This is a genomic window from Cytobacillus sp. FSL M8-0252 (assembly GCF_038007345.1).
In the GTDB taxonomy this organism is placed as follows: domain Bacteria; phylum Bacillota; class Bacilli; order Bacillales; family Cytobacillaceae; genus Cytobacillus; species Cytobacillus kochii.
This window is the reverse complement of sequence record NZ_JBBOWZ010000001.1, coordinates 4,295,477-4,317,456: the sequence shown is the minus strand read 5'-3', so window position 1 is coordinate 4,317,456 and position 21,980 is coordinate 4,295,477. Positions and strand designations below refer to the sequence as shown.

Below are 21,980 nucleotides of genomic sequence, written 5' to 3'. Positions count from 1 at the left end.
GGAAATGGAGTTAAATACACGCGTAGATAATGAAATCGTCCTTATGCAAAAGAAAAAGAACTTTAAAAAACGGAGAGATACATGGTTGCTGCTCATTCCTACACTAGCTATCTTTCTTTTCTTTTTCTTGCTTCCTTTGTTCTTTTTATTTGTTACTAGCTTTAAAACGTTTGATGCTGGTACCGGGATTGGCAATCAGTGGACGCTAGCGAATTATATTCAATTTTTGTCTGATCCTTTTTATATAAGTGTGCTTTGGCGAACAATAAAAATTGGTTTGATTACGACAATCATTACAATTATTATTTCTTATCCTGTTGCCTACCAAATAACGAAGGCCAAGCCTCGGATGAAAAATTATTTAACATTGCTGGTTCTGTCTCCTTTGTTAATTAGTATGGTTATTCGTTGTTATGGTTGGGTCATCTTACTATCGAATAATGGGGTGATTAATCAAACCCTAATGACAACGGGATTGATTAATGAACCGGCTCCCTTACTTTATAGTGAATTTAGTGTAATTGTCGGAATGGTACATGTGCTGTTTCCTTATATGGTGTTAAGTATTATGGGGGCTTTAGAGAGAATTGATCCTTCTATTATTCGCGCTTCAAAAAACTTAGGGGCAAGTAACTTGAGAACGTTTGTGTCGATTGTATTGCCATTAACTTTACCCGGCATTTTCGCAGGCTCGGTAATGGTCTTTAGTTTAAGCGTTAGTTCCTTCGTTACTCCATCTATTCTAGGGGGACCACAAGTGAAAGTGATGTCCTATATTACTTATGAACAGGTAGCTGTCATGATGAACTGGCCTTATGGTGGGGCGATTGGCTTCTTATTGATCTTAGTTGCTACCATCACCATCCTTATATACAGTAAAGTCCTTAGCAAATCGGAAAAAGGGGTGGCGATCCAATGAAGAAAAAGTTACCGAGCATATTACTAAGTCTTTCTTGTTTAATAGTGTATTTATTCTTATTGGCACCCATTGTCGTCGTTTTATTATCATCTTTAACCACGACAGAATATATCGTTTTTCCACCTGAAGGCGTTACTTTGAGATGGTATATAGAGCTAATCGAACATCCGGAATTTATCGATTCCTTCATCTTAAGTATCAGTGTAGCTTTTGGCACAGCAATCATTGCAACAATCATTGGTACCATGTCTGCTTTAGCAGTTGTTCGAAGGGAGTTTAAGGGGAAAAATGCGATTGTACAGTTAATTGGTTCACCCTTACTTATACCTTCAGTTGTCTTTGGTGTGGCGCTATTACAATTTTACTCATGGATTGGACTAGCAACAAGCCCACTGTCATTAATCCTTGGACATATTATATTAACTGTTCCATTTGTAATGAGATTAGTTGTTGCTAGTTTAGTAGGGTTTGACCGAGTGATTGAACAGGCTGCAATGAATCTAGGCGCCAGTTCTATTCGAGTGTTTTTTGAAATCACTTTACCGGTGATTAAGTCCGGGGTTATTGCGGGAGCCATCTTTGCATTCATTACATCGTTTGACGACTTAACCGTAGCCCTCTTTATCGTAAGTACGGATGTAGTGACATTACCGGTACGAATCTATACGTATATGCAATATCAATATGATCCCATTATCGCCTCGGTGTCTAGCATCATGATCATTATGACGGTCGTTCTAATGATTATAATTGAGCGGGTGATGGGAGTAGGGAAAATATTCTCTTCTAAAAATTAGAGAGGTGAAAGTCGTGCATATAAAAGAGCATCCAATATTAGGTGAGCAATTGAACAAACCCATTACTATTTATTTAAATGAGCAACCTCTTGAAGCCTATGATAATCAATCGATTGCTGGTGCATTAATGGCCAATAATGTGAAGAAGCTAGGGCAAAGTAGGAAGCTCGTTCAAGCAAGGGGAATGTTTTGTTCAAAGGGTAGATGTTGTAGTTGTTATATGACTGTGGACGGAGAAGATCACGTGAAAACCTGTATGAGGAAAGTAAGAGATGGGATGAAAATAAGTGAAGGGCTAGAAGACCCCGAATTAAGGAGAGATATTGATGAAGGCTGACGTATTAATTATTGGAGCTGGTCCCGCCGGTTTAACTGCAGCCTATGAAGTAGCCAAGACAGGTCTATGTGTTCTAATCATCGATGAACATCAACAAGCAGGCGGGCAATTATGGCAACAAAGCCAAATGTTAGCTTTACCCGATACATTCCCAAACATGAGAGGTTTTGAGCTTGCTCAATTTTTAGTGGAACGGTTAGAAGGACTAGCAGTGGAGTGGTTGTTAGGTCATCGTGTCATTGGTGTATATGAAGATGGACAGATTGGTGTGACAAATGATAAAGATGTTTTCCCAGTATTTGCTGAAAAAATCATCATCGCAACAGGGGCAGCTGAAAATGCGATACCTTTTCCTAAATGGACCTTACCAGGTGTGATGACGATAGGAGCAGCACAAAGTGTAGTGAATCGGGATCGAGTAAAACCAGGTTCTTCAGCAGTGATTTATGGTGATAACTCCTTTGCCAGCGATGTTTGTGAACTTCTGCTTAGTGTAGAAGTAAATATCGTCGCTATAGTAAAACAAAACAAACAGTTAGGAAACTCCACTTTCGGGGATATGAATATACCGTTGTATGAAAATAGCTCAATTATTGAGGCTAGAGGTAATGGGAAGCTAGAAGAAATTGACATACAAACTCCTCATGGGATGATCACCTTAAAGCCTGACATCGTTCTAATAGATGGGGGACAATCTCCTATATTAGATATCGTGTATCAATTGGACTGTGCTCTTAGATATCAAGCAGAACTCGGGGGCTGGCTTCCTGTTTACAATCATCAACTTCAAACAAGTAAGGATTATGTATATGTCACAGGAAATGCAGCTGGAGTCAGTAATCATTCCGCTCTTATTCTAACGGGAATGTTAGCGGCTGCTAGCGTGTGTGAAGCGCTTCAATCATTACCGCCAGAAGAAACTGAAGGAGTAAGGAATTCGCTATATAGTAAGTTAGAGAATGAAGAAGAAAGCGATACATTTTCAGCAAGAAAAGAGCATATTAAACAATTTTCCACACCACAATTAAAAGATCAATTTATTTCTTAGATTATTAAAATTGAAGATAAGAAGGGGATTGAATGGATAAGTCAGTAATTGTCTGCAGATGTGAAGAAATAAGCTATGAAGAAATAGAAGAAGTAATCACTCAGGGCGGAAGAACATTCGATGATATTAAAAGAATAACCCGTTGTGGAATGGGTGCATGTCAGTCAAAAATATGCAGTAAATTAGTAGCTGAAGTGATACACAAGCAAACAGGGTTGTCGATGGAACAAATTTATCCACCTCGTTTTCGGATGCCAATTTCGCCTGTCAGTTTGGAGGCATTAGCGACAGATAGCCAACAGTTTTCTACAGTCAAGTCTGTACTTGATGAAATAGAGCTGACAGATGGGAAGGTGAAGTGATGAACACTCAATTCGATACAATTGTGATAGGTGGAGGAGTCGTGGGTAGCGGGATTGCCTATCATCTTTCAGAAAGAAGCCAAGAAAGTATATTAGTCATTGATCGAAAATACCCTTTAGCAGGTACTTCTGGCTCTACTCAGGCATGGGTATGGGTGCATAATAAAACACCTTCATGGTATGCAGAATTGAATTATTATAGTGCTGAGTTATATCCTTATCTATCGAAAAAAATTGGTGATGTCGAATATAAACGAACAGGCGGACTATCACCATTTTTTCATGAAAAGGATAGAGTGAAGGCAATGAAACTAGCAGAAGCATATAAAGAAATTGGCATAGATATTAAAGTATTATCAAAAGAAGAGGTATTGGAAAAAGAGCCATTCATGAATCCGGATGTCGAAGGAGCCACCTATAGCTCCATAGATGGAAATGTAAATCCTTTTCGACTCATAGATATGTATATGAGAGCAGCTAAAAGAAAAGGAGTGCAATACTCAACGTATAACCCTGTTCATGACCTTCAGAAAATCAATGGTGGGTTTATCGTAGCTACAACGAAGGACACTTATCGATGTAAAAGGCTTATTCTAGCTGGGGGAACATGGTCCAGAGAGTTGGGGAAAATGATTGATGTTCATATTCCAATGAATCAAGTAAGAGGACAAATTTTAGTTTCCGAACCGCTTAAACCTTTTCTGAATCATACAGTGAGCGGTCTTAGACAAGCAAATAATGGTGAGGTTTTGATGGGGTATTCCATGGAAAATAAAGGGTTTAATCGCTCCACCACACTTAATGTAATGCAAGAAACAGCCAATATGGCCATCCGTTATGTGCCAGCCATTAAAAAAGCAAAAATTGTTCGTGCTTTCTCTGGCATACGTGCCATGCCGGAAGATGGATTTCCTATCATTGGTGCCGTGCCTAATATTGAGAACTTATATGTAGCAGCTACCCACAGTGGTGTAACCCTATCACCGCTTATAGGCACATTAATTACGGAGTTAATAATTGATAAGGAAACCTCAATTCCGATTGAGAGGTATGGGATTAGTCGGTTTGCCTGAAGAGAAGAAACGGAACAACAACGGTTATTTTTGTCGCAATTAAAGTTGTGATTACCATATTTTTTCCTGATTCCCTAAGGCGTTTTTCCTTTTTGCACATGATGTGTGAAATATATTTAATTTCTTGCTTCTTATCTTACGGAAAATAATTGTTTCTAGTCGAATGCTTATCTTATTTCCCGGAAAATGATTGGAAATGTAGAATTTTGTTGAAGAGAGGAGGGAGACTCTCAAAGTAGCTTTGAAGGAGTTTATGAGTACGCGACTAAATAGGGGGGGTGTGATTGAGGTAGTCGCGCATATCGCAATATTCCTCTTAAAATATAATGAAACAATTCTTAATCATTGGATTTTCTTACGTAATATTTCCCCGGGGAAGGCTGTGAGAAAAGTAACCACGTTTCTCTAGCTAATCCATAGCCACTATCAGGTTCTAATTGTAGGGAGTCAGCGTTCGCGAAGCTGAGACCTGGGAACAATTAACGGTTATTTTTAAATATTGTTTATTTCCTTAATCAAATGTGGTGAGATAGTAAATCAATCTTGCCACATGGTATTTCAAAATGTCCCTTTTCTCTCTTGATCGTTATAATATTAGCCATCTTCTGTACCCCATTTTTATTCTTTCCCGGAAGGAGTCAAAATTTCCCTACTTCTCCAATCATATTATGGTGAATTTTCGGCTGAATGATCGCGTACTCCCCTTTAGACGACTAGTATGTCTCACAGCTTTCATCAAGATGAAAAAACAGTTCATTCCTTATAATTTCCTTCAATACAATAAAGTATCAGTTTTATACACCGGGATAAAATGAATGGCCACTCGTTGAGGCGTAAATAATAAAAGGATGAGTTTAACCAAGATTTGCTCCCTTTTCGTTTGCTTTTTCCTCTTTTTCGTTCATTATGAAGGTACCACTTCTAGAAATCCGTCATAATAAATAGGTTCAGAAGGAGAAGAGTGTATATGTCATTAATTTTTGAAGGTTTTGGGAAGGTCGCTGGCAATACAGTTGTCTTGCCTTCTATACAATTGACCATTGAAAAAAAAGATGTGGTTGCGATTCAAGCAGACATGGAGTATATGCATGCATTTTTATCCTTAATGGAGGAAGATAGAAGTTATATGACAAATGAAATCCGTCTCTCAGACAGTGTTCTCCGTGGGGCGGAGGATTTATTCTTTTACCGGACGAATATGGGCGAATATAAACGTTTAACCCCCGAGCAAACGATTCGTTTTTGGTGTAACTTGTATGGTGTAAGAGTAGATATAGAGAGGATTTTAGCGCTTGCTGAATTAAATGAAGTCCGTAATAAGAAAAACAAAGGACTAACATTCTCAGAGAAAAAACGATTACAATTTGCACGCAGTTTGATTCAACCTACGACCATTTATATTTTTCAAGAACCTACTTATCACATTGATCTCCAATCGAAGCAGGTATTGAATCGTATTCTTAATGAATTGTTGAAAAAGGATAGTTTCATTATTATTCTTACATCCTCTTTAGAAGAGAGCATTCGTTTAGGGACAAAAGTATTCCGATTGACAGATAGAGGACTACAGCGGCTTGAATATAAAGAGGAAGCTGAAGAAGAAGTTGAGGAAAAGGAAGCTAGTGGCACAGAGGACGAAACGATTTACCAACAAAGATTCGAGAAAATATCAGCTAAATCAGACGATAAATTTATTCTATTTGATCCATTAGAGATTGATTTTGTGGAAACGCGAGATAGACAAACTATTCTCCATGTGAATAATGAAGAGTTTATATCAACTGTTTCAATGAAGGACATTGAAACGAGATTACATATTTACGGTTTTTTTCGCTGTCATCGCTCCTACTTAGTTAATTTGCAGCGTGTTAGGGAAGTTGTGGTATGGAGTAAGAATAGTTATAGCCTCACATTGGAAAATGAAAAGACGGTTCCTTTATCCAAATCACGATATGGGGAGTTAAAAGAACTGTTGAACTGGTAAAAGGGGTGATTCGCATGAATGTACAGCAAATTAAGGTTTTAATGATAAGGGAACTAAAAGATTTGCGCTTTAATGGGCAAGTATTATTACTCTTTTTCACTGCCTTCGCGATGATTTTTTTCATTTATGTATTAAATAATTTGACCATCACCTTTTCAAATGAACAGATTACCTTTTTCAAAGGCATGACTTCACTACTTAGTTTTATTAGTATATTGGTGACAATGTATACACAAGGGAACTTAATGGTTGAAGAAAAAGAGCAGGGGACAGGCATATTATATCGTTTGATGAAGATAAGGCGAATAAATATTTTCTTAGCTAAATCCATCGTTACCTATAGTATGTCTTATCTTTTGTTCACTATTGGTATGATTATTTATGGCTATAGTTTAGCGCAAATACTGATGGCCAGTATATTTACCATCCCAATTTTCAGTATGTGGCTTTTAATAGGGACTGCTATCGCTGAATATGCAAAAAATACAATCGATGTAAGTTTATATGGATGGCCAATTATGATTGTTTATTTCTTAATAGAAGGATTTGTTTATTCTTCGCTCCTGAATAAGTTAACGATTCTTTTTCCCAATTATCATATCGAACGTGGTCTTACTCTGATTGAAAATGATGACTTTACCTCTGTATTGAAGTTTATGATTGTGCCATTCATTTGGGGTGGCATTGCTTTGCTATTCCTCATAAAGAAAAGGGAAAAAAAGGCCTCCATTGAGGCATAAATCGTCTCCACTCGGAATGAATTTCCCTCCTTTCGTGCAGAAGTTGCTGATATAGAAGGGATTATCCTTCATACTAAAAGTAGGCAAACATGAGAGGGGAGAAATGATGCAAGACATACAAGAATTCTATTTGAATTTAATGCCGGCACTAGAAGATAATTTATTTCTACAGTTACTAAGTATTTTTGTTTTATCGCTCATCCCATTTTTTGAATCATACGGTGCCATTCCATTTGGGTTTCTTTTAGGATTTCCTGGAATCCCTGTTATTTTAGTAGCGATACTAGGGAACTGGGTTTCAGTCATGGCTTTTATCTGGGTGATCAATGCGCTAAGGTCAAAATTGATGAAAGGAAAGAAAAAGGAGAAAGAACCAAGTAAACGCATGATGAAAGCAAAGAAATATTTTGAAAAATATGGTGTACCTGGCGTTTCTTTAGCAGGTCTTCTATGGGGATTTCATATTTCGGCAGCAATCGGCTTAGCAGGAGGAGCAAAGAAAAGCTATGTCAGTTTATGGGCAACCATTGCTATCATAGCACAGGCACTTGTTATTGGAATTTTAATCATGTCTGGTATAAATTTGTTCTCCTAAAATGAAATACTTCCACTTACTATTACAAATACTTTTATCAGTATGCTTTGTATTATGGTCAATCATCTTACTAAATACGATGATAATGAATTTTTGTAAGGAGTGTTGATGTGTTTAAAAAAAGAGAGACCCGTTTTGTAGAAATATTGAAAGAAAGTTACTCATCAGGGCTGCTTTCTATCCTCGTTGATCGTGAAACCGGGGTCCATTATGTTCATACATGGGCAAGTACAGGCGGAAGTGGACTTACACCGTTGTTAGATGAAAACGGGAAGGTTGTTGTAAAGAAACTAGAGTAATCTCTTATGCGAAAAAGAGTTAGAAACAGTCGTTTCTAACTCTTTCATTTAAATATTTATTTCCATTTCTAATAGGGCACTACTGATGCTTTTTCCGTGAGCATCCCATGCGATGGAAGTCGTCACACCACCGAGAAGAGCATTTGTGCAAACGAAATTAAAAGCATGTAAGTTGGGGAGGTCATATCTGATTACTTCGCCCTTGATGATTGCTTGTAAATGGTCTTTCACTTTCTCACTTGTCACCTGTTCGGCGATAGAAGCGTAATCTTTTTCGTTATAGGGGATGAGGGAGAAGTTCAGTGTATCCCCTTTATCCCCTGTTCGACTATGTGCAATGTGCAATAATTTAACTGTTGCCATCTTATCACTCCATTATTTCAGTATGAATTGTAATTGCTGAGCGATCAATAAAGGTAGAAACGATTCCTATCACTTCTTCTGTTTTTTTTCGTGCCCCGCCCCCTCCAGCAGGTCCGTTTGTATAGAGTGCTTCAACTTCATGTCCAATCATTTTGGCTGTCTGCTCTTCTTTACATAAAGCGGCAGCTCTCACAGTGACTTCGTAAGGTGTTGTGTGAGTATAAGTTGTATGATGAAGAGCCGTTAAGCCGATTAGGTCTGTTCGTAATTGAGGTACATTGGCACGTAATCTCTCGTTTATCACCCATTCTGCCAGTTTGGCGCGATTGACGGCAGTTGATCCGGCATAAGAAATCATACCTTCTCCAAGGTAACCTGCATGGTAACCGATAGATACTTTCAGTGTATCTGGTTTTCTTTTACCTGTAGCTCCCCAAACAAGCACTTCGTTTGGTTTTATTTCTTCCATTTGTGTTGTACTAAAATTCGCAATACAATCAGGGGTATAGTACTGACTTGGGTCATGCACCTCATAAAGTAATTGCTCTTTTACTGTTTGAGTATTGACGACACCACCACTATTAGGGAGTTTTGTAATTATCGCCTTGCCATCTTCAGCTACGATGGCGAAGGGGAATCCAAGATCTGCTAGGTTATTTACTTCTTTCAGGCCAGGGTCAGCAAAATATCCACCTGTCACTTGCCCTGCACATTCAAGTAAATGTCCAATTAAAGTCCCTTGCCCCATCAAGTCAAAGTCATTTTGATTCCATTGAAAGTGATGGACGAGTGGCGCTAAAAAAAGCGAAGGGTCAGCCACTCTACCTGTAATAATCACATCTACATCTGCTTCTAAAGCAGGTAAGATCGCTTCAATGCCAAGGTAGGCATTAGCCGAAACAATGGGTTCAAATGTCATTAAATTTTCTCCATTTTCTGTTTCGAATTGATGAAAGTTTAAATCGTTTAAGACATCGTCGCCTGAAACCGCTGCAACTTTACATGTAAGGTTTAAATCTCGAGCCATTTGTAAAATAGTTTTTGCTGCGGCAATTGGATTAGCCGCCCCCATATTTGTGATAAGTTTGACTCTATTTTTTAAAAGAGAAGGGAGTAGTGGGCGAACTCTGTCTTCGAGATATTCGTTATACCCTTTGTTGGCATCCTTCTGTTTCTGTTTTTGAGATAGCGCAATGGTTCGCTCTGCTAATCCTTCTAATACTAGGTAGTCAAGTTGTGCATTTTCTATTAAAGAGATGGCAGGATCAATACGGTCACCCGCAAATCCTGCTCCTGATCCAATTCGAAGCAAGTTGAACACTCCTTTTTATATATAATTAGATGGCAATTGCACCGGTAATAAGAGCAACAATTGTCATTACAATGGTTGTGCCAAAAGCCCAGATGAAAATAAATCGTTGATGATCAGCTAACTCTACTCTGGCTAATCCTAGTAGCAAAAAGGTAGCGGCAGTTAATGGACTGAGAGGGAATCCAGTTGTCATCTGCCCTAATATAGCTGCACGACCAATATTTTCAGCGGCTACCCCGTAGTTGGCGGCTGTTTCACTCAGAACTGGCAAAACACCGAAATAATAAGCATCTGGTGTAAAGACGAGGCTGAGAGGCATGCTTGTAACCGCAACTATTAGGCCCATAAAGGAACCCGTGCTCTCAGGAATAATAGATACAAGTGTATTGGCCATTGCTCCAATCATGCCTGTGCCTGAAAGAACACCAGTGAAGATACCTGCTGCAAAAATAATTGAAACTACTGTAACCATCCCTGTAGCCTGTTCGGTAATTCGTTCTTGCTGTTCTTTTGGGTTCGGATAATTCATAACTAATGCAAGGGCGAAGGCGACCATGAAAACAACTGGGAGAGGGAGCCATACCTTTACTAATGCAACAATGGTTAAAATAGTAAGAAGTAAGTTGAGCCAAAGAAGTTTAGGTCTTCTTGCCTTTTTTTCCTCTTCACTTAATTCCTGATTAAAATCATATTGAAAGTTCTGAATACCGATGCGATTCCTTTCCTTCTTACCAAAGTAATAACTAACAAATAGCACCCAAATAAGCCCAGCGATCATAGCGGGAATCAGGGGATTGAATAATGTTGCCGTATCTATACCAAGTGCGCTTGATGCGCGTGCAGTTGGACCACCCCATGGAACGATATTCATTGTCCCAGCACTAAGGGCCACCACACCTGCGAGCACAAGTCGGCTCATTCCTAAACGTTCGTATAAAGGAAGTAAAGCAGGAATCGTGATAAGGAATGTAGAAGCACCCGAGCCATCTAAATGTGTGACCATTCCAATAATGGCTGTACCGATGACAATTTTTAACGGATCCCCTTTTACAAGCTTTAATATTCTAGAAATAATGGGATCGAAAAGGCCTGCTTTACTCATGAGACCAAAGAAAAGAATGGCAAAAGCAAGCATAATCCCTGTTGGTGCAACTGAAGTGACCCCTTCAAGAATCATCGCGCCGAGACTGTTCAAGTCAGTTGTGAAAAGCCCAAAGAAAACGGGGACTAATATTAAAGCGACAATTACAGACACTTTTTTCGATAAAATTAAATAAAGAAAAATTGCGATGGTTAAGAACCCCATGATGGATAACAAATAAAAACCTCCTTAACTGTATTAAGCGCTTACATTTCGTTATGCATGATTTATGCCAAAAAATAAGCTTTGATAGGAAAGGGATTTTTTAAAATGATAAATTGTCATTTCTAAAGAATTAGAAACATGAAGGTCTAAGAAGTCCTTCTATACAGGTGATGGCTTAGTTTCTAGAAAATTAGAAATGAGATGATGATTTCTAATTCCTTAGAAAGCAGGCTTAAATATGATATTTAGTTAATTTGTTATATAAGGAAGCAAGTGATATACCTAAGATTTTTGCCGCTTTCTTTTTTCCTTTCACTGTCGTTCCTGTTTGATTAAGTACACTTTGTATGGCTGTTCTCTCTGTGTCATTTAGTATTTTTTCTAGTGGCTGGAGCGTTATTGATTGTTGTTGAGTTGCATTAAACGCTTTCTTTATTGTGTCAGGTAGATGTTCCTGGCGAATGACTTGATGATCACACATACTAATGGCGTATTGAATCGCGTTCTTCAGTTCTCTGATATTCCCTGGCCAATGGTAGTGTTGGAGGATAAATATGGTTTCTGGATCAAAAGTAATGTCTGCTTCATTTTTTAATAAAAAGGCGATGATTTCTGTAATATCATTTCTTCTTTCCCTAAGAGGAGGTATGGTTAAATGAACCGTATTAATTCGATAAAAAAGATCTTCACGGAATCGTTCTTTTTCTACCATGCTTTGTAATTCTTTATTCGTTGCTGCAATTACTCGAACATCAACCGTTTGTTCCTCGAGACCACCAATTTTTCTAAAAGAGCCCTCTTGTAAGACCCGCAAAAGCTTGGCCTGAAGCTCAAATGACATATCACCGATTTCATCGAGAAATAGCGTGCCGTGATTGGCAAGCTCAAATAACCCAATCTTTCCGTCGCGGTTAGAGTCAGTAAAAGCTCCCTCCTCATAGCCAAAAAGCTCGCTTTCTAATAAGGAGCTTGGGATAGCAGCGCAATTAACTGGAACAAAGGGTGCTACACGTCTTTTACTTTCATTATGGATGGCCTGTGCGAAAAGCTCTTTGCCAGTACCAGATTCACCGGATAATAAAATATTCATATCTGTTTGTGCGGTTCTTTTGGCTTGTTCTATCGTCTGCTTTAATTGCACATCACTACCGATAATATTTGCAAAGGTGTATTTTGCCTGATGAATTCTACCAACGGCTCTCTCAAGCATAGTGACTCGTTTACGACTTTTTTTCAGCTCTTTATTTAACCGATAAACTTCAGGAATACTTTTACAAACAGAAACGGCACCAATGATTTTCCCTTGATCCCAAATGGGAGCCATATCAACAACATATTCCATTGTCATTTCTTTTCGGAATACACCTTCTCGTGCCAAGCCGTCTTTTAAAACAGTGGGCAGAAGTGCTCCTGGTCGTACCTCTTGTAATAGCTTTCCTACTATCTGTTCTGCACTGACACCTGTAATATGTGTATACTCCTCATTTATTAATTGCACCACACCAACGTGATCGATTACCAGAATCCCATCATGAATGGCCTCAATAATCCCTTCAAGCCAGCCAATCTTATTATTTTGTAATTGCATAATTCTCAACTCCTTAAAAAATACGGAATATTTAAATTATATGGCAATTGAAGAGTTTGTACTACCTACGAATCCAGTTGTTTAAAACACCATAGTAAATTCCCTGAGAATGAGATGAAGTGATATTTGCAGACTTAAAATAGCAACCTGTAAATGAGGGTACTATTTGAATAGTGATGGGGATGTCAGGTGAGAAAATACAAAGGTTTGTGATACTTATGGTAAGATTTCAACATACGGAAGTAAATTTTAAAAATTAGATTTAAGTGTTGGAGGATTAATTTATACATGAGTAAACTGCATTTTAAAGATATAGATGTTACAAATGAATACAACGTTAGAAATATAAAATTAAAGTCTGGACAAGAAAAGTTCATTGAAACCGTAGATGAATGTTTAAATGAAGCGAATGCCCATCGAGAGTGGCATCCAGTAGCTATATATTTGGATGAAGAAATGATCGGATTTGCTATGTACGGTTCTTTTGGTCCTAATAAAGAGACTTGGATTGATAGAATAATGATCGATGAAAACTATCAAGGCAAAGGCTATGGGAAAACTGCGATGAAGAAACTTATTGATATCGTGTCAAAAGAATATGGGGTAAACGTGATATATTTAAGTATCATTGATGAAAATAAAACGGCCTATCGCTTATACGAAAGTATTGGGTTCGAATGTATGAATGAAAGGGACCCTAATAATGGGGAACTCTTATTTAAGTACACAATTAAATGAGAGTAAATAAAATCTAAACCCTTTGCTTTAAATGTAGAACAACTTATTAAAGACACCAAAAAGCTATGAAATCCAAGCTTTTTGGTGTACTAAATATTTTGTTGTTTTAATTGATATTTTTTCTTTGTCCTCATAATAATGCCTATCTCGGTTGCTGTTTAAACCGACCATGAATATTATTCCACTTATACGTACCAGCTTCGCTAAATTCATACAGTTCCATTGATAAAGCAAAATAGCGTTGATTATATAGTTCCTTGAAGTGATCCTTCATCATAGTAAAGAGTTCGTCACATACAGATGCCTTTACCTGCTCACTTCGTCCGGAGCCGATTTTGAGTGTTGCATGAACGAAGGCATCGTCTGCCTGACCATCTGCAATATAATAGTCTTCTAGTTCAATGGCCCTTGAACGGATCCCACCTATTGGAAAAGTAGGCGATTTACTGATGAGGATTTTGTTCGCTTTCTCTAATAAGGCGGGAATATGTGCAGCGCTTTTGATGTTGCTCGTATATTCAATAATGAAATGTGGCATGAAAATCCTCCTTTTACTGATAGACAGGTTCGCTTATAATGGTGTTCTTGAGTCGGCCGATGCCTTCGATTTCAGTGATGACCGTGTCGCCCACTTTCGTATCGACTGAACCTTTTGGTGTCCCAGTGAGAATGATATCGTTTTTATTGAGTGTCATGAAACTGCTTAAATAGGCGATGAGCTTTGGAATACTAAAAATCATATCTTTCGTTGTTCCTTCTTGGACGACACTGTCATTTACATAGGTGCGTAAAGTGAGATTCATTGGATTTTTTATCTCATCTGCACTGACAAACCAGGGGCCGATGGGTGTCAATGTATCACGATTTTTCACACGTAGGTTCGGGCGATAGTAGTTTTCCAAATAATCGCGGATGGCGTAATCATTGGCCACAGTATATCCAGCGACATAGTTATAAGCATCCTTTTCTTGAATATTTTTACCAGATTGACCAATGACAACTGCTAATTCACATTCATAATGCATATAGGTAACATCGGCAGGGCGGAAAGTTTCCCCGTTATGACCGATAAGTGTATTAGGTCCTTTTAAAAAAACGAGGGGCTCTTTCGGTGCGTTAAAAGAAAGCTCTGCCGCATGATCGGCGTAGTTGAGTCCTAATGCAAAAATCGTTTGTGGCACAATTGGAGGGAGCCAAACAACATCATCCTCTGAAACGATGGCGCCCGTATCTAATTGTAGCTTACCGTACCATTCTATTGCCTCATGGATATTCCCTTTATAGGCGACACGTGCGGTTTTCATATCGTATTCTCCTTTACTTGTTGTTTTGTGATAACAACTTGGTTTTCAAGTGAGCCGATGCCAGCAATCGTTATTCTGACAATATCCCCATTACGAGCAAGTGGAGGGCTTTCTGGTACACCGACTAGTAATGTATCGCCTTCAAATAAGGTCATAAAGGAAGTAACCTCTGCGATTAGCTCAGCGACGGGGCGGATTAAGTTTCTAGTTGTTTGCTGTTGCTTTAACTCTCCGTTGATATGGACGGTAATGTCTAAGTCGTCAGGGTTCGCCACCTCTTTTTGATCAACAATCCATGGACCGATTGGGCAGAATCCATCTTGCGCTTTTTCTTTGATGGCAGGACGGTAAACACTGCTATGTGGAATACTGACATCATTAGCAATTGTGTAGCCCAAAATGTAATTTTGTACTTCATCTTTTGATACTTTGCTTGCTTTTTTACCGATGACTACTGCAAGGGCAGCGCCTATTTGTAAGGTATCTTCTTCTTTTGGCATAGGAATGCTCGCTTGATGGTAATTGATTGTATTGACTGGTTTGATATAAAGAATGGGTGCTTTCGGTAGTTGTTGGTAAGGGCTTTCATAAACAGCTGAACCAATTGCTTCTAACTCACCTTTGTAATTAAGTAATGTTCCGTAAATCGTTCCAGATACTGGAGGATGGACGACAAGCTGTTCAATTGGAGTTGTCTCTTCTCCTCGGGTTATTAGTTGTTTAGTAGAATCGACATAAACCTCTTGTAAAAAGAATTGTCCATTATATCTCATCATTGCTTTCATCAATGTGATCAACACTCCTTTAACAAAATAATGATTAAATCATAATTTATTATTTTAAATATTTCAAATAATGTAAAATGAATTGCATCCTTTTCTACAAAATATCCTAATGGGCCAAGTGGAATCACCCATTACGGTAAAATCTATCCTTTTTTATATTTGAAATCTCTGAAATTTGTCTTTTGATTACTTCAAATCTAGTGGTAAGAGAGGGAATCGAGTCAGACATACAAAAAAACATAATATACCAAACTTCACTTTAGAAGGTGTTCTCTTCTAATTGCTGTTAGAAAATATTCAATCAAACGTTTGTTTGAAAGGTCTCTATCATTCGACGGGCACTTTTGGAGAGGTAACGATTTTTCAACCAAATAATGGCCGATTCCGATTGGATGGTTGCATCTTCTAGCTCTATGACAATCGCTTTATCTGCATAATAGGATTGCAATGTAGATTTAGGTACTATTGTTGCACCAACCCCAGCAGTAACAAGAGATAAAAGCATAGAGGCATCAGGGCACTCCAAAATCACTTTCGGTTCGAAGCCGTGACGTCGGCATTCATTTGTGACGATTTCGAATTGACCTTTGCCATTGATGCGATGGAGTAAGAGTAATGGGAAGTTTTTGATATCTATCATTTTGATGGAGGTCTTGTTGTGGATATGTTGTTGCCATGATTCTGGAATGACAAGTACGTAAGGTTCTGTCGGAAAGCGAATCATCTCAATATCATCCATCTCTAGTGGAAGGCGAGTGACAGCTAGTTCGATTTCGCGATTTTTCAACAGCTCGCCAATGTAGTAAGTATCGCCTTCTCTTAACTGAAAAGTAACGAGAGGGTATTTTTCACGAAACGCCCGTAGGCGGTCTGGTAAAAAGGCGAAACATGATTTGCTCGCACCAATTGAAAGCTTTCCTTTCACTCCTTCATTTGTTTCTTTGACTTCGTTTTTAGCTTCATCTAACTCAGATAATATTTGCAAGGCACGATCATAAAGGACGCTACCTGATTTGGTCAGTTCCATCTTCCTACCAATGCGATCGAATAATTTAACGTCGAGTTCTTCTTCTAGTTGTTTTAGTTGGTGGCTAAGTGGGGGTTGTGCCATATGTAACTTCTTTGCTGCGCGTGTGATTTGTCCTTCCTGAACAATTGTACAAAAGTATTGCAGCTGCTTTATGTCCATATTGTCCCTCCTTGAAACGATACTTTTTTTATATCCAAAACAAACAAAAACAATATTTTTTATATAATCTAACACATGTTAAACTGCAAATGAAAGAGCTTACAATAAAATATTCAAAAATTTCAGAAATAACTTTAAAGAAGGAGTGTTTGTAAATGACGAAGTTTGCTGAAGTAAAACAAAGATTAAGAGGTTCGATCGCACCGATTATTACACCATTTCATGAAGATGAATCGATAGACTTTGAATCATTTAAAAAGCTCATCCATTGGCATATTGAAAGCGGAAGTCATGGTATTTCTGTTACAGGAACAACTGGAGAACCAAGTTCATTAACAATCGATGAACGATTGAAAGTGATGGAAGTGGCGAAAGAAACAATTAACGGAAGAGTACCATTTGTACCAGGTACAGGCTCAACAAACCATCAGGAAACATTGTACTTAACAAAAAAAGCAGCAGAGATGGGTGCAGATGCTGCCCTAATCATTGTTCCTTATTATAATAAACCTTCGCAACATGCGCTATATAAGCACTTTAAACTTGTCGCTGAATCTGTACCAGATCTCCCCCTCATCGTTTATAACATCCCAGGTCGAACAGGCACAAATATGCATGTGGAAACACTTGCGAAGTTAAGTAAAGATTGTCCAAATATTATTGGTGTAAAAGAATCGAATAAGGACTTCGAACATGTGAATCGTGTACTTCTGAATTGCGGTCGTGACTTCTTACTTTATTCAGGAATTGAACTGTTATGTTATCCGATGCTGGCCATTGGTGGCGCAGGACATATTAGCGCAACAGCAAATATTGTCCCAGATAAGGTGGCAGCGATTTATGATGCATGGAAAGCTGGCGATGTAGAACGATCGCAAAACTTGCATTACGAACTCATGCAGTTGAATGATGTTTTGTTCAAAGATACGAATCCTGCACCATTAAAAGCAGCACTTGGTCAAATGGGCAAAATTAAGCCGGTACTTAGACTTCCGATGGATTTACCTACGCAGAGCTTGCAAGATGAAATTGCAGAAGTCTTAAAACATTATGTGGACCTTCCTGGTAGTGTCGTGCAGAAGTAAAGTGATTTAAACAAGGAGTGAAACAATATGACTAATCATGTGACTGAGACGAATCAATCAAAGCAAAATTTTGCAGTTGAGGATGTATCCTTATTTATCAATGGTGAATTTGTTGATAGTGTTTCAAAGAAAACATTTGCCAATCTAAGTCCTTTTACAAATGAAACAATTAATCTTGTAGCTGAAGGCGATAAGGAAGATATTAATGTTGCAGTTGAGAGTGCGAAGACAGCTTTCGAGACAATTTGGAAAACGATGAAAATCTCAGAGCGGATGGTTTATATTAACCGCATCGCTGACCTTATTGATGAAGAAGCGGAAGAGATTGCGAGATTAGAAGCGATTGATACAGGGTTACCAATCAGTCAAACGAAAAAACAAGCGGCACGTGCAGCGATGAACTTCCGATTTTACGCGAAAATGGTTGAATCGACCTTGCATGGTGAAGCTTATCAGGTGGACGATGAATTTATCAATTACACAATCTATAAACCGCTTGGGGTGGTGGGGTTAATTACTCCGTGGAATGCGCCGTTTATGTTAGAAACATGGAAGGTGGCCCCTGCTTTAGCGACAGGGAATACGGTCGTCCTTAAACCTGCGGAGCTATCTCCTTTAACGGCAAATAAACTGGCTGAAGTGATACAAAAAGCAGGTTTGCCGAAAGGGGTATTCAATATTGTCCATGGTTTCGGGGAAACGGCCGGAGATGCACTTGTTCGTCATCCTGATGTGGAAGCGATTTCATTTACGGGTGAAACAACGACTGGCTCGACCATTATTAAAAATGCTGCCGATACGTTGAAGAAAACCTCAATGGAATTAGGCGGGAAATCACCGTTGATTGTTTTTGAGGATGCCGATTTAGATCGCGCCCTTGATGCAGCTGTTTGGGGGATATTCTCCTTTAACGGTGAACGCTGTACATCGAACTCCCGCGTGTTTTTGCACAAAAATATTAAAGAAAAGTTCGTTGCAGCACTTAAAGAGCGGGTGAAGAATATCGTCGTTGGTGATCCCATGGATAAGGCCACTGAACTTGGCCCGCTGATTGAAACAGCCCATTATAATAAAGTGAAAAAATATATTGAAATCGCGGGAGAAGAAGGCTGTGACGTTTTCCAAGGGGATGTGCCAGCAGCATTCTCTGCCGGTAATTATGTTCCACCAACTTTATTATTAAACGCGACGAATGATATGAAAGTTTGCCAGGAAGAAATCTTCGGACCAGTGATGGCTGTGATTGAATTTGAAACAGAAGAAGAGGTCATCAAAGTGGCAAACGACGTGAAATATGGCTTAGCTGGCTTCGTTTGGACGAATGATATTAAGCGTGGTCATCGTGTGGCCCAAGCTGTAGAGGCAGGCATGATTTGGATAAATTCGCAAAACACACGGGATTTACGAATTCCGTTTGGTGGAACGAAGGCGAGTGGTATCGGACGAGAAGGTGGACATTATGCCATTTTCGAATTTTACACAGAACCTAAGGTCATTCATGTCGCCATCAGTGATCACCATATTCCACAATTCGGTAAGAAAAAATAAGGAGGGGAATAGATGGGGGCAAAGAATGGAAAGCAATATATCGAGCGACTAAAAAAGGCGAGCAATAATATTTATTTGCACGGCGAAAGAGTGCAAGATGTAACAACACATCCCGGTTTAAAAGGTGTCGTGAAATCAATGGCGAACCTATACGATTTGCAGTTTGAAAAACCGGCAAAAATGCTTTACACGTCACCAACAACAGGTGAACAAGTAGGAATGACTTGGTTGCAACCAAAAACGATTGAAGATGTAATAAAAAGACGAGAAGCCATTCAAGAGTGGGCCCTTACATCAGGCGGTATGATGGGGCGCTCCCCCGATTACTTGAATGCAGAAGTGATGGCCATGGGTGTATCAAATGAATTATTTGCTGAAGCAGATCCGATGTTCGCAGAAAACGCACGTAAGTATTACGAATTTGCTAGGGAAAATGATATTAGTTTGACACATACATTGATTCATCCACAAGTGAACAGGGCTAAGGCACAACATGAACAGAAGGATGCCAATGTCGCCCTCCATTTAGTGAAGAAAACAGATGAAGGGATATATGTGGATGGTATCCGTTTATTAGCAACGCAAGGCGGTATCACTGATGAAATTCTTGTATTTCCATCGACTGTGAAAAAAGCAGGTGAATTGGATGATCCGTATTCTTTAGCGTTCGCCATTCCGAATAATACCCCAGGATTGAAGTTTATTAGTAGGGAATCATTCGATTATGGGAGAAATGGTTATGACCATCCACTTAGCTCCCGTTTTGAAGAAGGAGATGCGATTGTTTCATTTGAAAATGTATTTGTTCCGTGGGAGCGTGTATTTGTGTGCGGGAATTCATCAATTTGTAACCGCACCTTCCGCGAAACAAATGCGGTCGTGCATATGTCGCACCAAGTCGTTTCAAAAAATATCATTAAGACAGAATTTTTACTTGGAGTAGCTTTGTCGATGATGGATGCCATTGGTATTGATAGTTTCCAACATGTGAAAGACAAAGGAACAGAAATCATGTTGGCACTTGAAACGATGAAATCTCATATGTACCGTGCTGAACATAATGCAAAGCTCGATAAGTGGGGCACCATGACACCTGATTACGAGGCACTCGATGCTGCACGCAACTGGTACCCAAGAGTTTATCCTCGTCTCATAGAAATTCTACGTGTACTAGGTGCATCTGGATTAATGGGAATTCCGACACAAGCTGATTTTCAAAATGAAGAAATTGGTGATATTATTCACCGTGGATTACAAGGGAAGAATCTAGAAGGTTACGAGAGAGTTCAACTATTTAGGTTGGCTTGGGATATCACGATGAGTGCATTTGGCAGCAGGCAAATGCATTATGAATACTACTTCTTCGGCGATCCTATCCGTATGGGGATGACCTACTTTGATCATTATCAAGCGAAGGATGAGCTAAAGGCCAGAGTACAAGACTTTTTAGGCAAAGCGTCCAATTCAAAGTTTTTAAACGTTTAAGGGGGAGCGCGTGATGAGTGTAGATTTTGATATTATTCGCACGGCTAGAGCGATTTTACATGTGACCGATTTAGAACGATCACGTGATTTTTATATCAAAGGGCTTGGTTTAGTAGAAACCGAATCGGATGAAAATACGATTTATTTAAGAGGCTTAGAGGAACATGTTCATCATAGTCTAGTGTTGAAGAAAGCAGACGCACCACATGTTGAAGTCACAAGCTATAAAGTAAGGTCAGATGCTGATTTAGATGCATTGGCAGCTATGTTTGAAAAGCACGGTATGAAGACAAAGTGGTTAGAAGAGGGGAGCCAGCATGCCATTGGCAGGGCTTTACGGGTACAAGATGTCTCAGGAATCCCGTTAGAATTTTTTGCGAAAATGGATACAGTTGAGCGCCTATTACAACGCTACGATTTATATCAAGGCGCAAAGGCCCAACGGATTGACCATTTCAATAATATGGTCTCTGATGTGGAAGCCGCTTATGATTTTTATACAAAAGAACTCGGTTTCTCTTGTTCAGAATACACGGCAACTGAAGAGGATAAAATCTGGGCAGCCTGGATTCATCGAAAACCATCCGTCCATGATGTCGCCTTTATGAATGGGGAAGGCCCTCGTGTACATCACGTCGCCTATTGGCTCAGTGATCCGATGAGCCTAATTCATGGTTGTGATGTGCTAGCAGCACTAGGTTATGCAGAAAATATTGAACGTGGCCCAGCAAGACACGGCTTATCCAATGCCTTTTTCCTCTATTTAAGAGACCCAGATGGCCACCGTATCGAGCTATATAATGGCGATTATTTAACGAGCGATCCCGACTTCAAACCAATACGTTGGGAGCTCAACGACAAACGCCGCCAAACATTCTGGGGTGCAGCAGCACCGGACTGTTGGTTTAATGAAGCATCAACCGTTCTAGATGTACACACTGGCAAACCACTTGAAACTGTGGCAGGGAAATTGAAGCAGGCTAAACCGATATTTATTGTGTAATGGGAGAGAGGGAGTCTTCATTGGAAGCACTCCCTCTATTTCTAGTAAGAAAGCTAATTTTTTTGAAAATAGAATGACTGCGAGTCGTTTCATCTAAAAAAGGAATAGTCGCGACTGATC

At 39.1% G+C, this 21,980-nt stretch carries 23 protein-coding genes; 15 read left to right on the top strand and 8 right to left on the bottom strand.

Annotated elements, in window-relative coordinates; genetic code table 11:
- Positions 1 to 4: 4 nt before the first annotated feature.
- From MKX83_RS21895 to MKX83_RS21850, 10 genes are all read left to right on the top strand, one after another.
- A complete protein-coding gene (locus tag MKX83_RS21895; RefSeq protein ID WP_224936670.1) occupies positions 5 to 919 on the top strand; it encodes an ABC transporter permease in 915 nt (304 codons plus the stop codon).
- Positions 916 to 1,716, top strand: coding sequence for an ABC transporter permease (locus MKX83_RS21890; RefSeq protein ID WP_224936669.1), 801 nt, complete (start codon positions 916 to 918; stop codon positions 1,714 to 1,716). The genes MKX83_RS21895 and MKX83_RS21890 overlap by 4 nt, the downstream gene beginning before the upstream one ends.
- Positions 1,717 to 1,729: 13 nt before the next feature.
- Positions 1,730 to 2,053 carry a (2Fe-2S)-binding protein gene (locus MKX83_RS21885; protein WP_224936668.1) on the top strand — a complete coding sequence of 108 codons (324 nt, stop codon included), beginning with the start codon at positions 1,730 to 1,732 and terminating at the stop codon, positions 2,051 to 2,053.
- Positions 2,043 to 3,101 carry an NAD(P)/FAD-dependent oxidoreductase gene (locus tag MKX83_RS21880; RefSeq protein ID WP_341057970.1) on the top strand — a complete coding sequence of 353 codons (1,059 nt, stop codon included), beginning with the start codon at positions 2,043 to 2,045 and terminating at the stop codon, positions 3,099 to 3,101. The genes MKX83_RS21885 and MKX83_RS21880 overlap by 11 nt, the downstream gene beginning before the upstream one ends.
- A gap of 32 nt (positions 3,102 to 3,133) precedes the next feature.
- On the top strand, positions 3,134 to 3,463 hold the full coding sequence (locus tag MKX83_RS21875) for a (2Fe-2S)-binding protein (RefSeq protein ID WP_251162254.1): 330 nt from the start codon (positions 3,134 to 3,136) through the stop codon (positions 3,461 to 3,463).
- The gene (locus MKX83_RS21870) at positions 3,463 to 4,536 is read left to right on the top strand and encodes an NAD(P)/FAD-dependent oxidoreductase (RefSeq protein WP_224936665.1); all 1,074 of its coding nucleotides are present in this window, start codon (positions 3,463 to 3,465) and stop codon (positions 4,534 to 4,536) included. Before MKX83_RS21875 ends, MKX83_RS21870 begins: the two co-directional genes overlap by 1 nt.
- A 967-nt stretch (positions 4,537 to 5,503) precedes the next feature.
- Positions 5,504 to 6,520, top strand: a complete 1,017-nt coding sequence (locus MKX83_RS21865; RefSeq protein ID WP_341057964.1) for a LytTR family transcriptional regulator DNA-binding domain-containing protein — start codon at positions 5,504 to 5,506, stop codon at positions 6,518 to 6,520.
- 14 nt (positions 6,521 to 6,534) lie between these two features.
- On the top strand, positions 6,535 to 7,260 hold the full coding sequence (locus MKX83_RS21860; RefSeq protein WP_322909771.1) for a hypothetical protein: 726 nt from the start codon (positions 6,535 to 6,537) through the stop codon (positions 7,258 to 7,260).
- Between the two features lie 106 nt (positions 7,261 to 7,366).
- Complete coding sequence (locus tag MKX83_RS21855) at positions 7,367 to 7,855, top strand: small multi-drug export protein (RefSeq protein WP_233435191.1); 489 nt, start codon at positions 7,367 to 7,369, stop codon at positions 7,853 to 7,855.
- Between the two features lie 110 nt (positions 7,856 to 7,965).
- The gene (locus tag MKX83_RS21850) at positions 7,966 to 8,154 is read left to right on the top strand and encodes a DUF6440 family protein (RefSeq protein WP_341057962.1); all 189 of its coding nucleotides are present in this window, start codon (positions 7,966 to 7,968) and stop codon (positions 8,152 to 8,154) included.
- Between the two features lie 48 nt (positions 8,155 to 8,202).
- Here the strand turns inward: MKX83_RS21850 and MKX83_RS21845 are convergent, their stop codons facing one another.
- The 4 genes from MKX83_RS21845 to MKX83_RS21830 all read right to left on the bottom strand — a co-directional run bounded on the left by MKX83_RS21845 (position 8,203) and on the right by MKX83_RS21830 (position 12,723).
- On the bottom strand, positions 8,203 to 8,517 hold the full coding sequence (locus tag MKX83_RS21845) for an AtuA-related protein (RefSeq protein WP_095371691.1): 315 nt from the start codon (positions 8,515 to 8,517) through the stop codon (positions 8,203 to 8,205).
- Positions 8,518 to 8,521: 4 nt separating this feature from the next.
- The gene (locus MKX83_RS21840) at positions 8,522 to 9,838 is read right to left on the bottom strand and encodes an acyclic terpene utilization AtuA family protein (RefSeq protein ID WP_445293128.1); all 1,317 of its coding nucleotides are present in this window, start codon (positions 9,836 to 9,838) and stop codon (positions 8,522 to 8,524) included.
- A 16-nt stretch (positions 9,839 to 9,854) separates the two neighbouring features.
- A complete protein-coding gene (locus MKX83_RS21835; protein WP_341057955.1) occupies positions 9,855 to 11,147 on the bottom strand; it encodes a CitMHS family transporter in 1,293 nt (430 codons plus the stop codon).
- Positions 11,148 to 11,367: 220 nt separating this feature from the next.
- A complete protein-coding gene (locus tag MKX83_RS21830) occupies positions 11,368 to 12,723 on the bottom strand; it encodes a sigma-54 interaction domain-containing protein (protein WP_322909770.1) in 1,356 nt (451 codons plus the stop codon).
- A gap of 288 nt (positions 12,724 to 13,011) precedes the next feature.
- Here MKX83_RS21830 and MKX83_RS21825 point away from each other — a divergent pair, with 288 nt between their 5' ends.
- Positions 13,012 to 13,461 carry a GNAT family N-acetyltransferase gene (locus tag MKX83_RS21825; protein WP_095371695.1) on the top strand — a complete coding sequence of 150 codons (450 nt, stop codon included), beginning with the start codon at positions 13,012 to 13,014 and terminating at the stop codon, positions 13,459 to 13,461.
- A gap of 142 nt (positions 13,462 to 13,603) precedes the next feature.
- Here MKX83_RS21825 and MKX83_RS21820 read toward each other — a convergent pair whose 3' ends face one another.
- From MKX83_RS21820 to MKX83_RS21805, 4 genes are all read right to left on the bottom strand, one after another.
- On the bottom strand, positions 13,604 to 13,999 hold the full coding sequence (locus MKX83_RS21820; RefSeq protein WP_322909769.1) for a 5-carboxymethyl-2-hydroxymuconate Delta-isomerase: 396 nt from the start codon (positions 13,997 to 13,999) through the stop codon (positions 13,604 to 13,606).
- 13 nt (positions 14,000 to 14,012) lie between these two features.
- Positions 14,013 to 14,765 carry a fumarylacetoacetate hydrolase family protein gene (locus MKX83_RS21815; RefSeq protein ID WP_251162244.1) on the bottom strand — a complete coding sequence of 251 codons (753 nt, stop codon included), beginning with the start codon at positions 14,763 to 14,765 and terminating at the stop codon, positions 14,013 to 14,015.
- Positions 14,762 to 15,550, bottom strand: a complete 789-nt coding sequence (locus MKX83_RS21810; protein ID WP_341058657.1) for a fumarylacetoacetate hydrolase family protein — start codon at positions 15,548 to 15,550, stop codon at positions 14,762 to 14,764. The genes MKX83_RS21815 and MKX83_RS21810 overlap by 4 nt, the downstream gene beginning before the upstream one ends.
- A gap of 301 nt (positions 15,551 to 15,851) precedes the next feature.
- Complete coding sequence (locus tag MKX83_RS21805) at positions 15,852 to 16,739, bottom strand: LysR family transcriptional regulator (protein ID WP_341057945.1); 888 nt, start codon at positions 16,737 to 16,739, stop codon at positions 15,852 to 15,854.
- Between the two features lie 155 nt (positions 16,740 to 16,894).
- Between MKX83_RS21805 and hpaI the strand changes: the two genes are divergently transcribed.
- The 4 genes from hpaI to hpaD are packed head-to-tail and all read left to right on the top strand — an operon-like array spanning position 16,895 to position 21,860.
- The gene (gene hpaI, locus MKX83_RS21800; protein WP_307316121.1) at positions 16,895 to 17,824 is read left to right on the top strand and encodes a 2,4-dihydroxyhept-2-ene-1,7-dioic acid aldolase; all 930 of its coding nucleotides are present in this window, start codon (positions 16,895 to 16,897) and stop codon (positions 17,822 to 17,824) included.
- A 27-nt stretch (positions 17,825 to 17,851) separates the two neighbouring features.
- Complete coding sequence (gene hpaE / locus MKX83_RS21795) at positions 17,852 to 19,372, top strand: 5-carboxymethyl-2-hydroxymuconate semialdehyde dehydrogenase (protein WP_340976668.1); 1,521 nt, start codon at positions 17,852 to 17,854, stop codon at positions 19,370 to 19,372.
- Between the two features lie 12 nt (positions 19,373 to 19,384).
- Positions 19,385 to 20,857 carry a 4-hydroxyphenylacetate 3-monooxygenase, oxygenase component gene (gene hpaB, locus MKX83_RS21790; protein ID WP_095371701.1) on the top strand — a complete coding sequence of 491 codons (1,473 nt, stop codon included), beginning with the start codon at positions 19,385 to 19,387 and terminating at the stop codon, positions 20,855 to 20,857.
- A gap of 13 nt (positions 20,858 to 20,870) precedes the next feature.
- Complete coding sequence (gene hpaD / locus MKX83_RS21785; protein ID WP_095371702.1) at positions 20,871 to 21,860, top strand: 3,4-dihydroxyphenylacetate 2,3-dioxygenase; 990 nt, start codon at positions 20,871 to 20,873, stop codon at positions 21,858 to 21,860.
- The last annotated feature ends 120 nt before the right edge of the window (positions 21,861 to 21,980 follow it).